The sequence below is a fragment of the Bradyrhizobium sp. SZCCHNR1053 genome (genome assembly GCF_032381235.1).
In the GTDB taxonomy this organism is placed as follows: Bacteria; Pseudomonadota; Alphaproteobacteria; order Rhizobiales; family Xanthobacteraceae; genus Bradyrhizobium.
In genome coordinates this window covers 439,920-452,606 of sequence record NZ_JAUHJM010000002.1, presented here as the reverse complement: position 1 = coordinate 452,606, position 12,687 = coordinate 439,920, and the positions used below count along the sequence as shown (strand labels likewise).

The 12,687-nt window shown below is 66.9% G+C and carries 13 protein-coding genes; 8 read left to right on the top strand and 5 right to left on the bottom strand.

Annotation, left to right across the window (positions count from 1 at the left end; all coding sequences use genetic code 11):
• Nucleotides 1–81: 81 nt before the first annotated feature.
• Together QX051_RS06995 and QX051_RS06990 are read left to right on the top strand one after the other, a co-directional pair.
• Nucleotides 82–912: a hypothetical protein gene (locus QX051_RS06995; RefSeq protein WP_315775851.1), complete on the top strand. Its 831-nt coding sequence runs from the start codon at nt 82–84 to the stop codon at nt 910–912.
• 23 nt (nt 913–935) lie between these two features.
• Entirely contained in the window at nt 936–1,760 is an 825-nt protein-coding gene (locus QX051_RS06990; protein WP_315775577.1) for a type 1 glutamine amidotransferase, read from the top strand.
• Nucleotides 1,761–1,771: 11 nt separating this feature from the next.
• On the opposite strand, the gene QX051_RS06985 is transcribed toward QX051_RS06990, so the two are convergent.
• Nucleotides 1,772–2,482, bottom strand: coding sequence for an LrgB family protein (locus tag QX051_RS06985; protein WP_315775576.1), 711 nt, complete (start codon nt 2,480–2,482; stop codon nt 1,772–1,774).
• Nucleotides 2,457–2,876 (bottom strand): CidA/LrgA family protein, encoded by a 420-nt coding sequence (locus QX051_RS06980; protein ID WP_315734889.1) that lies wholly within the window; start codon nt 2,874–2,876, stop codon nt 2,457–2,459. The genes QX051_RS06985 and QX051_RS06980 overlap by 26 nt, the downstream gene beginning before the upstream one ends.
• A 109-nt stretch (nt 2,877–2,985) precedes the next feature.
• Here QX051_RS06980 and QX051_RS06975 point away from each other — a divergent pair, with 109 nt between their 5' ends.
• From QX051_RS06975 to QX051_RS06960, 4 genes are all read left to right on the top strand, one after another.
• The gene (locus tag QX051_RS06975) at nt 2,986–3,867 is read left to right on the top strand and encodes a LysR family transcriptional regulator (protein ID WP_315775575.1); all 882 of its coding nucleotides are present in this window, start codon (nt 2,986–2,988) and stop codon (nt 3,865–3,867) included.
• Nucleotides 3,868–4,434: 567 nt separating this feature from the next.
• A complete protein-coding gene (locus QX051_RS06970) occupies nt 4,435–5,262 on the top strand; it encodes a class II glutamine amidotransferase (protein WP_315775574.1) in 828 nt (275 codons plus the stop codon).
• A 25-nt stretch (nt 5,263–5,287) separates the two neighbouring features.
• The gene (locus tag QX051_RS06965; RefSeq protein WP_315775573.1) at nt 5,288–7,060 is read left to right on the top strand and encodes an N-acetylglutaminylglutamine amidotransferase; all 1,773 of its coding nucleotides are present in this window, start codon (nt 5,288–5,290) and stop codon (nt 7,058–7,060) included.
• A gap of 20 nt (nt 7,061–7,080) precedes the next feature.
• Nucleotides 7,081–8,313, top strand: coding sequence for a carboxylate-amine ligase (locus QX051_RS06960; protein WP_315775572.1), 1,233 nt, complete (start codon nt 7,081–7,083; stop codon nt 8,311–8,313).
• Nucleotides 8,314–8,320: 7 nt separating this feature from the next.
• Here QX051_RS06960 and QX051_RS06955 read toward each other — a convergent pair whose 3' ends face one another.
• The 3 genes from QX051_RS06955 to QX051_RS06945 form a co-directional block, all read right to left on the bottom strand.
• Nucleotides 8,321–9,526, bottom strand: coding sequence for an amidohydrolase family protein (locus tag QX051_RS06955; protein ID WP_315775571.1), 1,206 nt, complete (start codon nt 9,524–9,526; stop codon nt 8,321–8,323).
• Between the two features lie 113 nt (nt 9,527–9,639).
• Nucleotides 9,640–10,272 carry an alpha/beta hydrolase gene (locus QX051_RS06950; protein ID WP_315775570.1) on the bottom strand — a complete coding sequence of 211 codons (633 nt, stop codon included), beginning with the start codon at nt 10,270–10,272 and terminating at the stop codon, nt 9,640–9,642.
• Entirely contained in the window at nt 10,269–11,207 is a 939-nt protein-coding gene (locus tag QX051_RS06945; RefSeq protein ID WP_315775569.1) for a ring-cleaving dioxygenase, read from the bottom strand. Before QX051_RS06945 ends, QX051_RS06950 begins: the two co-directional genes overlap by 4 nt.
• A 131-nt stretch (nt 11,208–11,338) precedes the next feature.
• Here QX051_RS06945 and QX051_RS06940 point away from each other — a divergent pair, with 131 nt between their 5' ends.
• Both QX051_RS06940 and uraH read left to right on the top strand, forming a co-directional pair.
• Nucleotides 11,339–12,244: a LysR family transcriptional regulator gene (locus QX051_RS06940; RefSeq protein WP_315775568.1), complete on the top strand. Its 906-nt coding sequence runs from the start codon at nt 11,339–11,341 to the stop codon at nt 12,242–12,244.
• 83 nt (nt 12,245–12,327) lie between these two features.
• Nucleotides 12,328–12,684: a hydroxyisourate hydrolase gene (gene uraH / locus QX051_RS06935; RefSeq protein ID WP_315775567.1), complete on the top strand. Its 357-nt coding sequence runs from the start codon at nt 12,328–12,330 to the stop codon at nt 12,682–12,684.
• Nucleotides 12,685–12,687: the final 3 nt, after the last annotated feature.

The following is a 12,687-nucleotide window of genomic DNA, read 5'->3' as shown; positions in this document are numbered from 1 at the left end:
GTCCGCAGCCCGATGCCGTGATTGAAACGGACGGTGCGCGCCAGGCTCGCTGTGCTCGCCTCGCAGGAGGACGGATCGATCATGTTCGTGGCGCGTGTCCTGTCGGTGGCTGCCGCCCTGCTGCTCGTGACCGCTTGCCTCGCGGCCGACACGCCCGGCGAGACCAGAGGCACGGTGCTGGAGCCATCGTCGGCGAATCTCGCGCTGACCTGGAGCCTGGCCCATCTGGTGTTGCCGGCGGCGCTCGTCGGCGGACGGCGCTGGGAGGGGCATGCGGAGGACGCGCCCGACGTGATCGGGATCGCGCCGCTCGTGATCGTGATGCACGGGTCGAGCGGCGTCGCGCCGGCGGTGAAGGAGTTCCAGGCCTGGCTCGCCGATGAGCTCGGCGTGGCGTCGGTGGCGCCCGACAGCCTCGCGATTCCCGACCGGCTGACCTACGCCTCGCCGGTCGACGTCGCGATCTATGAGCGCGTCCACGCCTTGCGGCTGGCCGAACTGGAGAACGCGCTGAAGGCGTCGCGCGATTGGAGCTGGGTGGACCGGCTGCGGATCGTGCTGGCAGGCACCAGCGAGGGCGCGGTGGCGGTCGGCCGCTACGCCGGCAAGGATGTGGCGGCGCGGCTGATCTATTCGTGGTCGTGCGAGGACAACTACTTCGTCACCGCGCCCAGGCTCGGCATCGGCCCAAAGGAGCCGGTGCTGAACGCGATCTCGGCGCGCGATCCGTATTTCTCGGCTGCCAATCCCTGGAACAAGGACCGCGCCGTCACCGGCTCCTGCGCCGCCGCGCTCAAAGACGATGCGAAGGCGGAGGTGATGGTGATCGATGCCGACGTGCACACGATCCTGAACCGGCCGGAGGTGCGCGAGCGGAGCGCTCGATTCCTGCGCGGCGTGCTGGAGCCCTGATCGGGCGGGCGGAGGATTGACGAGTGCTGAGACTGCTCGTGCTCGAAGGCAACTCGCTGGACGGCCGGCGCCGCTGGGCCGAGGTCGCCGGCGCCACGCCGTCGGAGAGCTACGCGGCCGTGCTGCGCGCGCTGGCGCCGGACGCGGCGATTGACATCGCCACACCCGCCGATGCCGATGCGCGCCTGCCGCAGCCGATCGAGGCCTATCAGGGCATCGTCATCACGGGATCAGCGCTCAACATCTATCAGCGCGAGCCGGAAGCGCTGCGCCAGATCGAGCTGGTGCGGACGATCTTCGCGCGGGGCGTGCCGATGTTCGGCTCATGCTGGGGACTCCAGCTCGCAACCGTGGCGGCCGGCGGCGAGGTGTCGCTCAATCCGGCCGGCCGCGAGGTCGGCTTTGCGCGCAAGATCGCGCTGACGGATGCGGGCCGCGATCACCCGATGCATGCGGCGCGGAGCGCCGTGTTCGATGCACCGGCGATTCACAGCGACATCGTCACCCGGCTGCCGTCGGATGCGACGATCACCGCGCACAATGCCATGAGCGAGGTGCAGGCCGCGGAGATCCGCAGCGGCCACGGCCGGTTCTGGGGCGTCCAATATCATCCGGAATTCAGCCTGCAGGACGTTGCCTGGGTGATTCGCCGCATCGGCCAGCCGCTGGTCGAGGAGGGCTTCTTCGTCGATCCGGCGGAGCTCGAGCGCTACGCAGCCGATCTCGCCACCCTGCACCACGACCGCGCCCGGCGCGACATTCTGTGGCGGCTCGGGCTCGACCAGGACGTCGCGAATGACGGGATGCGGCAGGCCGAGATCAGCAACTGGATCGCCTCGCTCGCGTGACGCTGAGAACGCTACCGCATGAACTGAATGATGAGCGGCGCCAGCGCCACGTTCATCAGCCCGACCAGCACCATCACGAGGCCGGCGATCGCGCCTTCCTCGCGCCCGATCTGGTGGGCGCGCGCGGTGCCCGCACCATGCGCGCCGACGCCGAACAGCGCGCCTCTGGCGAGCGTCGAGCGCAGCGGCAGCCGCGCCAGCACGACGTCGCCGACGGCGGCGCCGATGATGCCGGTGAGCACGACGAACACGGCGGTGAGATCGGGGATGCCGCCGATCTCGCCTGAGACTTCCATCGCGAACGGCGTGCTCATCGAGCGCGGCAACAGGCTCAGACGCAGCTCGCCATCGATGCCGAGGACATAGGCCAGTGCCCAACTGGTCGCCACGGCGGTGAGGCTGCCCGCGACCATGCCGGCCAACAGCAGCGGCCAGCGGCGGCGGATCAGCGCGCGTTGCTCATAGATCGGCACGGCGAAGGCGACGGTGGCCGGGCCGAGCAGCGCCACCAGCCAATGCGTGCCGCGGATGTAGTCGCGATAGGAGACGTTGAGCGCGAGCGCCGCGATCATCAGCAGCGCGGGCGCCACCGCGAGCGGCATCAGCCACCAGCGCGGCCAGCGCCGGTGCACGCGCTTCGCCAGCAGATAGAGCAGGATCGTCGCGAGCGACCAGACCGCCGCCTGGATCAGCGGCTCACGCCACAGCGCGGCGAGGGTCATGACGCTCGGTCCAACGGTAGCAGAGGTCGACGGTGAGCGCGGTCACGCACATCACGGCGGTGGTGCTGACGACGATCAAGGCGAAGATCTTCAGGCCGAGCAGGCCGAACAGCTCGCGATGGTCGAGCAGCGCCAGCACCGCCGGCACGAAGAACAACAGCATCTCGGCCAGCATCCAATTTGCGCCGCGCTTGATGCTGGCGACCTTCAATCCGCCTGCCAGGACCAGAGTGAGCGCCAGCGCCATTCCGATGATGCCGCCTGGCAGCGGCAGGCCGGTCGCCCGGGCCAGCGCCTCGCCGGCAGCCCAGAACAGGCCGAGCAGACCGATCTGCACCAGCCGGTTGCGGCGGAGCAGGCGATGAGCCCCAATGGAAATGCTGCGATGCATCATGTGGCGGCGTCCGTAAGTGATTGCGCGATCAACGTATGCCGCATCGCAACATGTAGAAAGCGAATTGAATGAATGATATCAAGTCGAAAATCGAATACTGAGCCTGATTATGGAACTTCGAACCCTCAGGAACTTCGTCGAGGTCGTCCGCCAAGGCGGCTTCTCGCAGGCTGCCAAGGTGGTGTTTGCGACCCAGTCGACCGTCAGCAAGGCCGTCAAGCAGCTCGAGGACGAGCTCGGCCTACCCCTTCTGGACCGGCTCGGCCACAAGAGCCGCATGACCGCGGCCGGCGAGATCGTCTATCGCCGCGCGATCCGGCTGCTGGCGGAGCGCGACGACCTGCAGGCAGAGCTTGCCGAACTGCGCGGCCTGAAGCGCGGCGTGCTGCGCCTCGGCCTGCCGCCGATCGGGTCGAGCACGCTGTTCGCGCCGTTGTTCGCGCTCTACCGCCAGCTTTATCCCGAGATCGAGATCCGCCTGGTGGAGCACGGCAGCGACCGGCTCAGCGAATTGCTGGCTGCAGGCGATATCGATTTTGCCGGCCTGCTGCCGCCCATCGCCGATGAGTTTGCCGCGCAGATCGTGCGCCGCGAGCCGCTGATGGCGCTCGTCTCTGTCAATCATTCGCTGGCCCGCCGCAAAACGATCACGCTCGCCGAGCTGCGCGACACGCCGTTCGTGCTGTTCGAAGCCGGCTTCGCGCTCAATCGTATTCTCCGCGAGGCCTGCCGCCGCAATGGCTTCGAGCCGGTGGTTGCTGCACGCAGCACGCAGATCGATTTCATTGCCGAGCTCGCCGGCGCCGGTCTCGGGGTCGCCTTCCTGCCGCGCATGATCGCGACCCAGCGCACGCAGGTGCCGATCAGTCTCGTCCTGCTCGACGAGCCCGGCACCGAATGGACGTTGGCGATGGCCTGGCGTCGTGGCGCCTATCTGTCGCCGGCCGCGGCGGCGTGGCTCCGGTTGGTGCGCGAGCGCGGCGAGGCGTGAGCACGAGTGCGGCGATGTCGCTTCATCTGCGAGGAACGTGCGGCGAGACGGTCGGTGTCGCCATGGCGATTGGCGAGGACCTGAGCTCTACGCACAACTCGCAATGATCGAGCACCTGTCGCAACGACGCGAAAGCGGAGCCCGGAGAGGCGATCTCGAACGTGCGGACGGGAACGGCAAGAGCTGACGAAGGTTGCCTTCGCGCGCTGACTCGTTGATCTGCGCGAGAGGACAATCGATGAGTGAGGAAGATCACGAGCACCCAGATCGCAAACCGCGAGATCGCAGGGAGCTGCGCGACGCGGACGCTCCGGCGGCGAAGCGGCCAGGCCCGGAAAGCATGCTCTGGCCCACATGCGCGGCCCGACCTGACCGACAAGGACAAGACTCCCGGCACTGGCATGTTGCCGGAGCCGGGCGACGCCAATCCCAGTCCCACAGGCTGACGTCCCGTGCGTGACTGACTGCGCGGGAACCAGGGGTGCTTTGACGCGTTTCCGCCTGCTCCGAAAGAACGTGACACGCGCAGGCGTGCCGCGCGCTCATTGATTGAACCGGAGGGCAAGGATGTGCCGCTGGATCGCGTACCGCGGTGAGACGACCGCCTTCGAGCACTATGTGACCGAGCCGGAACACTCGCTGGTGACGCAGAGCATCCGCGCGCTGGAATCCACCGCAGGCACAAATGGCGATGGTTTCGGTCTCGGTTGGTACGGCGATCATCCCGAGCCCGGCCTGTATCGCGAGACACGTCCGGCGTGGTCCGATGAGAATCTCCGCTATCTGTGCCGGCACCTGCATTCACATCTGTTCTTCGCGCATGTGCGCGCCGCGACCGGCACGGCCGTGACCCGTCAGAACTGCCATCCGTTTGCCTGCGGCCGCTGGCTGTTCATGCACAACGGCTTCGTCGGGTGCTGGAACAGGCTGCGCCGCAAGATCGAGGCTATGATTCCGGACGCGCTGTATCCTTCGCGGCTCGGCACCACCGATTCCGAAGCCGTGTTCCTCGCCATCGTCGGCGCCGGCATCGATCAGGACCCGATCGGTGCGACATCGAACGTGCTACGCGCGCTCCGCCAGCTGGTCAACGAGGACGGCCTGCGTGAGCATCTGCGCTTCACGTCCGCCCTGTCGAACGGCCACGATCTCTACGCGTTTCGCTTCGCTGAGAATGATCGCGCCAACTCGCTCTACTACCGGGAAGATGGCGATCAAGTGATCGTCGTCTCCGAGCCTTTTGACAAGGAGCCGGACTGGATCGAGGTTCCGCCCGATCACGTGCTGGTCGCGCGCGCGTCCAGACCCGCCGAAATCGTTCCGCTATTTGCCACGGACTCTGCCGGCTTCGTCGCGGAACGCAAACGATCACAGAGGGTTGTCGGCGGCACATAACACAACAGAAACTGGATGATCCGCGATGTGCGGCATTTGTGGTGAAGTCAGGACTTCCGGACAGCCCGCGCTCGCGGCGCTCGGCCGAGTCAACGATGCGTTGCAGGCGCGCGGTCCCGACGCCGCCGGCCTCTACGTGCAGGGCGGAATCGCGCTCGGCCACCGTCGTCTCAGCATTCTCGATCTATCAGCCGCCGCGCAGCAGCCGATGATCGATGCCGCGCTCGGTCTCGGCATCGTGTTCAATGGGTGCATCTATAATTTCCGCGAGCTGCGCGCCGAGCTGCAGGCGAAGGGCTATCGCTTCTTCTCCGACGGCGATACCGAGGTGATCCTCAAGGCCTATCATGCCTGGGGCAAGACCTGTGTTCAGCGCTTCAAGGGCATGTTCGCCTTCGCGCTGTGGGAGCGCGACAGCGGACGCGTCGTGATCGCGCGCGACCGTCTCGGCATCAAGCCGCTGTACTACACCGAGGGGCCGGGCTTCCTCCGCTTTGCCTCGTCCCTGCCGGCGCTGCTCGCCGGTGGTGATGTCGACACCTCGATCGACCGAACGGCGCTGCATCATTTCTTCAGTTTTCACGCCGCCGTTCCGGCGCCCCGTACGATCCTCAATGGCGTGAAGAAGCTCGAGCCGGCGACGTTGCTGACGATCGAGCCCGATGGAGCGCAGCGCCGCGAACGCTACTGGCAGTTCAGCGTCGGCGCGCCGCGTCCGACCGATCGCGCCATGAGTCAAGAAGAATGGTCGGATGCATTGCTGGACGCGATGACATCGGCGGTGGACCGTCGCCGTGTCGCTGACGTGCCCGTCGGTGTGCTGTTGTCAGGCGGGCTGGATTCGTCGCTGCTGGTCGCGCTGCTGTCCAAGCTGGGACACGAGGACATCCGCACCTTCTCGATCGGCTTTGACGCGGTGGGCAAGCACACCGGCGATGAATTCCACTACTCCGACATCATTGCACGGACGTTCGGCACCAGCCACGAGCAGATCAGGATCGGCGGCAACCGCGCGCTCGACGCCTTGCCCCATGCCATCGCCGCCATGTCTGAGCCGATGGTCAGCCACGACGCGGTCGCGTTCCATCTCTTGTCGTCGGAGGTCGCCAAGCGCGTCAAGGTGGTGCAGAGCGGGCAGGGCGCCGACGAGGTGTTCGGTGGCTACAGCTGGTATCCAGGCTTCCTCTCGGCCAACGATCCCGTTCAGCAATATCAGAATGCCTATTTCGACTGGACGCATTCGGATCTGCAGCGGCTGCTGGCGCCGGAGTTGCTCGGCGACGACGTGAGCCTGGCATTCGTGGAGCGCTTCTTCGGAGATCATGCCGGCGCCTCGGCGGCGGACAAGGTGCTGCAGATCGATGCCGAGATCATGCTGGTCGACGATCCCGTGAAGCGGGTCGACAACATGACGATGGCGTTCGGGCTGGAGGCCCGCGTGCCGTTCCTCGATCACGACGTGGTGGAGCTCGCCGCGCGCATGCCCGCCGAGCTGAAGGTGAAGAACGGCGGCAAGCACATTCTCAAGGAGGCGGCACGCCGCTGCGTGCCGGCGGAGGTGATCGACCGTCCCAAGGGATACTTTCCGGTGCCGTCGCTGCGCTATCTGCGCGGCCCGTTCCTCGACTATGTCCGCGACGTTCTCAACGACGAGAAGGCGCGCGCACGCGGCCTCTACCAGCGCGACCTTATCGACCACATGCTGCAAAACCCCGAAGCCGAGATGAGCCCCAAGGGACATTCGCGGCTGTGGCAGGCGGCCCTGCTCGAGGCATGGCTGCAGACTCACGGCATTTGACGTCTGACAGGATTGATCACATGGGATTGGATCCACGCATCTTGGAGAAGCTGCGGCTCGGCCTGAGCGATGACGAGCGTCGTCTGGTGATCCGCTCGGCCAGCGGCAGCGAGGAAGTCACGGAATATTCGTTCGGCATCGAGGAGGAGTACTTTCTCGTCGATGCGCAGACGCGCGATGTCGCGATCCGCACGCCCGACGATCTGTTCGAGGCCGCCAACTGGTCGACCGGCGGGCAGGCCATGCGCGAGATGCTGCAGGCGCAGCTCGAGGTCGCCACCAACGTCCATGTCGATGTCGGCGACGCGCGCGAGGAGATGAAGTTCCTGCGGCGCGAGGTTGCCAGCGTGGCGCGTCAGTATGGCCTGACGATCCTGGCCTGCTCCACGCATCCGACCGCGAGGTGGCGCAGCTCACAGCCGAGCCCCAAGCCGCGCTACGCGGAGATGATGGAGGACCTCCGCATCGTCGGCCAGCGCAACATGCTGTGCGGCATGCACGTGCACGTCCAATTGCCGGACCCCGAGCGGCGGTTCGCGGTCATGCGGGCGATGATCCCGCATATCCCGGTGTTCGTCGCGCTATCTGCGTCCTCGCCGTTCTGGAATTCGCGCGAGACGGGCCTGAAGGGCTATCGGCTTGCCGCCTATGACGAGCTGCCGCGCAGCGGCCTGCCCGAGCTGTTCACCTCGAAGCAGCAATATGATCGCTATGTTGCGGCGCTGACGAAGTCCGGCGTGATGCCGGACGAGAGTCATGTCTGGTGGGCGATGCGGCCGTCGCTGCGGCATCCGACCTTGGAGTTGCGTGCGCCCGACGTCTGCACGTCGGTGGATGACGCCGTGGCGATTGCCTCGCTCTATCGCGCTTTGGCACGCTACCTCTATCTCAATCCCGATCTTGCGGAGACCGTCGGCAATGTCGAGCGCGCGATCGCGGTCGAGAACAAGTGGCGGGCGCAGCGCTATGGCACCGACTGTCTGTTCGTGACCGAGGACGGTCCCGTGACGGGCCAGGAGATCCTCAACCGCATGATCGCGGATGTCGCACCGCATGCGGAGGCTCTGGAATGTCTCGCCGAGGTCGAGCACTGCCGCATCATCATGCAGTTCGGCAGCTCGGCTGACTATCAGCTGCAGGCCTATCGCGAGTCCGGCGGACAGTTGTCGGCCGTGACGCGCTGGATCGAGGCGGCGACGGTGTCGCGCGCCGAGCCGCCGCGCTCACAGGCACCGGTCGAGCCGGCACAATGACGCGGGCCTAGGTCGGCTGCCTGATCACATGGCCGTCGCGCGCGATGAGGCGGCCGTCCTTGTAGACTGAGCGGCCCTTTGGCACGGCGACGACAGCCTGCGGAACGTGCTCGGCATCGAGGGTGACGAAGTCGGCCCGCGCACCGACGCGCAGGCCGTAGTCCGCAAGCCTCAAGGCCTTGGCGCCGGCCTCGGTGACGAGGTCAAAGGCCATCCGCAGCTCGTCATCGACATAGAAGCCGGAGCGATAGCCGACCGTCATGGCGCGGTTCAACAGATCGCCGTCGCCATAGGGCCACCAGGAGTCGCGGATGTTGTCGTTGCCGCTGAACACGGTGACCCCCGCCGCACGCAACAGCGCCACGGGCGGGAAGGGCCGCGCGCCCGGCGCGTTGGTCATGATGGCGACGCCAGACGCCGCCAGGACGTCGGCAATCTTCTTCAGCGGGTCAGCAGGCAGGTCGCCGAGGGCGTAGGCGTGGCTGACCGCGACGCGACCTTGCATGCCGAGGGCGCGCGTGCGCGCTGCGATCTGCTCCAGCTCGAACAGGCCGAGCATGCCCGGATCGTGCAGATGGATATCGACATCGACGCCGTGCTTGTGGGCTGTGCCGAACACGACGTCGAGATGCCTTTCGACGTCGCGGTCGAAGCTGGCGGGATCGAGCCCGCCGACGAGGTTGGCGCCGAGCCTGATGGCCTCGTCGAGCAGCTCGGGTGTGCCCGGGCTCTTGAGGATGCCGCTCTGCGGAAAGGCGACGAGCTGGATCTCGATCAGCTCGCGATAATCGTCGCGGACGCGCAGGATCGTTTCCAGCGATGTGAGGCCGACGGAGCCGTCCACCATCACGTGGCTGCGCATCCGTGTCGTGCCGTGGCCGATACAGAGATCGAGCTGGTTGCGGGCGCGCACGTCCATCGGTGCAGCCGCGGCCATGTTCTGCGCCTGGAACGTGACGCGCTCATGCACGTCGAAGCCGTTGGTGCAGGGCTTGTGCGGCTTCCAGGCATCGCCGTAGAAGCTGGTGTCGAGATGGATGTGGCCCTCGACGAAGCCGGGCACGACCAGCGCGCCGCCGAGATCGATCACCTCGCGCGCCTCAGGGCGCTCGGTCTCAGCGAGAAGCCCGCTGATGCGGCCGCCGTCGACCGTGATCGCATGGCGCGCGCTGCGGTCGAGCCGCGCATTGATGAACAGCTTGTCGACGGCCATGCGCAACATCCTTCCCATCTATCCGCCAGCATCGGAGCCGCCGGAGGGCGGTCCGATGCTGGTGCCGATGAGACCACATTCTTGGCCAGGAGCCGCGACAGCCGCAAGCGTCTTCAGGCGGCGATCGCCTGCGGCAGTCCGGCGAGCCAGTCGCGCGCCAGCGTCACATCCGCCTGCGACAACTGGTGCCCCGCCGGAAGCGTCGTGTGGGTCACGTCGGCGCCGGCCTCGGTGAGCTGCGTGCACAGCTTCGCCGAATTGCTGACGGGTACAATCGGATCAGCGAGCCCCGACAGCATCAGCACCGGCCGGCGCGCGAGCCTGGCGGCTGGAGGATGCGCCAGCGGCACCATGGCGCGGAACAGCACTGCACCGGCCAGCGCTTCCGGCTGCAGTAGCAGCAGCGCGGCGGCGATGTTGGCGCCGTTGGAGTAGCCGACCGCGAGCGGCGCTCCGATCCCGTAGTGCTGACGCGCCGCGTCGATGAAGGCGCCGAGCTCCAGCGCGCGCCGGCGGACGTCGTCCTCGTCGAACACGCCCTCGGCAAGCCGGCGGAAGAAGCGCGGCATGCCATGCTCGAGCACCTGGCCGCGTGGCGACAGCAGGGCGGCGCCGGGAGACAGCGTAGCGCCGAGCGGCAGCAGATCGTTCTCGTCGCCGCCGGTGCCGTGCAGGAGCAGCAGCGGCGCTGCTCCCGGCGTGGTTGCGGGCTGGAAGCGGTGGGTGAAGGACAATGCCTCGGTCATGATGCGGCCTCCTCGAGATTGGGCAGCACGCCTTCGATCTGCTTGCGGTGCGATTCGAGGAAAGCGGGCAGCTTGAGGTTTCGTCCGAGCTCGGCGACCGGCTCGTCGATCGCGAAGCCCGGGATATCGGTTGCGATCTCGAACAGCACGCCGCCCGGCTCGCGGAAGTAGATCGAGCGGAAGTAGTTGCGGTCCTTCTGCTCGGTCGGATGCAGGCCGTGGCGATCGACCAGCCGCTGTGCCATCACGCCCTGTGCGGCATCGTCGGCGGCGCGGAAGGCGATGTGATGCACCGAGCCGGCGCCCTGCGCGCCGCGCAGAAAGCCCCTGGCCTCGTAGATGTCGACCACGCTGCCCTCGGCGTCGCCCGGCGCCTTGAAGCGGATCACCGAGCCTTCGCGGCCCGTCTCTTCGAAGCCGAACACGTCGGTCAGCACGGCGGCAGTCCTCTCGGCGGAGTCGAGCAGCAGGGTCACGCCGTGGAAGCCGCGGATCGCGTGCTCCGCCGGGATGTCGCCGTTGCTGTAGCCGGGCTCGTTCTCCGCGCCGGGGACGCCGACCAGCGCCAGCGCCATGCCGTCCGGATCGGTGAACGGCAGCACGGATTCACCAAAGCGCTTCTCCAGCGCCTCATAGGCGATGCCCTTCTCGGTGAGGCGCTGCGTCCAGTAGCTAAGGGAGCGCTGCGGCACCCGGAACGCGGTCTGGTGGGTCTCGCCGACGCCGCGGCGGCCCGGCCGCACGCCGGCCCAGGGGAAGAAGGTCAGGATGGTGCCGGGGCGGCCGGTCTCATCGCCGTAGTAGAAATGATAGGTGCCGGGATCGTCGAAATTGACTGTCTTCTTGACGAAGCGCAGCCCGAGGTCGCGGGTGTAGAAGCCGAAATTGCGGATCGGATCGCCGGCAATCGCAGTCACGTGGTGCAGTCCGGGCATATGGGTCTCCTGTCGATGGACCCCCGAAAGGGCCGTTGAATTCCTGGGTGCAATATTGGCTCGCTTTGATTTGGAGACAATCCGTGCTCTTGTGACGTCTCTGTCTACGATTTGGCGACAATGGCGTCCCTATGGACAAGCTGAGCAGCCTGCGGGCCTTCGTGAAGGTGGTCGAGAGCGGCAGCTTCGCCGAGGCCGGCCGGCAGCTGCGGCTGTCGCGCTCGGCGATCTCGAAATATATCGGCGAGCTGGAGGCGAGCCTCGGCGTCCAGTTGATCGTCCGCACCACGCGCCATGCCAGCCCGACCGAGACCGGCCAGCTCTATTTCGAGCGCGCGGTCTCGATCCTCGCGGAGCTCGACGCCGCCGATCAGGCCGTCAGTCAGTCGCAGGCCGCGCCGCGCGGGCTCTTGCGCGTCAACGCGCCGATGTCGTTCGGCACCATGCGGCTCGGTCCCGTCGTCGCCGATTTCATGGCCCGCTATCCCGAGCTGCAGTTGCAGATCGTGCTGAGCGACGATCTGCTGGATCCCGTGCAGGACGGCTTCGACGTGACGTTGCGGATCGCCGAGCTGGAATCGTCGAGCCTGGTGGCGCGGCGGATCATGCCGGTGGAGCGCGTGATCTGCGCCGCGCCGGCCTATCTCGCGCGGCACGGCACGCCTGGCAGCCCGGAGGAGCTGCGTCGCCACACCTCTCTCACCTACGGTTTCCTGCTGACCGGCAATCAGTGGAAGCTCACCGGCCGCGACGGCGACCACTGGGTCCAGCCGGCGTGGTCGTTGTGCGTCAACAATGCCGAGGTGCTGCGCGACGTCGCCATCAAGGGACAGGGCATTGCGCTGATCCCGCGCTTCATCGCGGCGGACGCGCTCGAGAGCGGCGAGCTGACCGCGATCCTCGCCGATTACGCCGCGCCGCCGCTCGCGCTCTATGCGATCTATCCGCCGACGCGGCACCTCTCGGTGAAGGTGCGGCTGTTCATCGACTTCCTGGTCGAGCGCTTCGGCAAGGAGCGCGACGTGACCAGACCGTAGGCTGCAACTGAACTGGAAATCGCCTCGAACCTTTAACCGGGCGCTGATAGTGTTCCGAGCCGGCAGCAGAGAGGTAACGATGCATGGGGCGGCTGAGCACGCATATTCTGGATACGGTCAGGGGCAAGCCCGCGGCCGGCGTCGCGATCGATCTCGATGTCCTCGAACCGGACGGCTCCTGGCGCCGCGTCAAGCAGGTCCGGAGCAATGCCGACGGGCGCACCGACCAGCCGATGCTGGCGGACGATGACTTCGCCATCGGCACCTACATGCTGACCTTCCATATGGGCGCTTATTTCAGGACCCACGGCCTCGCCTCGGGCGATCCGCTGTTTCTCGATCTGATCCCGCTCCGCTTTTCCGTCGCCGATGCTGGCGCGCACTACCATGTGCCGCTGCTCGCGACGCCCTGGAGCTACCAGACCTATCGCGGGAGCTGAGCC

Coding starts and splice junctions, on each gene's coding strand:
- QX051_RS06995 (WP_315775851.1), top strand. CDS start 82: ATGTTCGTGGCGCGTGTCCTGTCGGTGGCTGCCGCCCTGCTGCTCGTG.
- QX051_RS06985 (WP_315775576.1), bottom strand. CDS start 2,482: ATGACCCTCGCCGCGCTGTGGCGTGAGCCGCTGATCCAGGCGGCGGTC.
- QX051_RS06980 (WP_315734889.1), bottom strand. CDS start 2,876: ATGATGCATCGCAGCATTTCCATTGGGGCTCATCGCCTGCTCCGCCGC.
- QX051_RS06975 (WP_315775575.1), top strand. CDS start 2,986: ATGGAACTTCGAACCCTCAGGAACTTCGTCGAGGTCGTCCGCCAAGGC.
- QX051_RS06970 (WP_315775574.1), top strand. CDS start 4,435: ATGTGCCGCTGGATCGCGTACCGCGGTGAGACGACCGCCTTCGAGCAC.
- QX051_RS06965 (WP_315775573.1), top strand. CDS start 5,288: ATGTGCGGCATTTGTGGTGAAGTCAGGACTTCCGGACAGCCCGCGCTC.
- QX051_RS06960 (WP_315775572.1), top strand. CDS start 7,081: ATGGGATTGGATCCACGCATCTTGGAGAAGCTGCGGCTCGGCCTGAGC.
- QX051_RS06955 (WP_315775571.1), bottom strand. CDS start 9,526: ATGGCCGTCGACAAGCTGTTCATCAATGCGCGGCTCGACCGCAGCGCG.
- QX051_RS06950 (WP_315775570.1), bottom strand. CDS start 10,272: ATGACCGAGGCATTGTCCTTCACCCACCGCTTCCAGCCCGCAACCACG.
- QX051_RS06945 (WP_315775569.1), bottom strand. CDS start 11,207: ATGCCCGGACTGCACCACGTGACTGCGATTGCCGGCGATCCGATCCGC.
- QX051_RS06940 (WP_315775568.1), top strand. CDS start 11,339: ATGGACAAGCTGAGCAGCCTGCGGGCCTTCGTGAAGGTGGTCGAGAGC.
- uraH (WP_315775567.1), top strand. CDS start 12,328: ATGGGGCGGCTGAGCACGCATATTCTGGATACGGTCAGGGGCAAGCCC.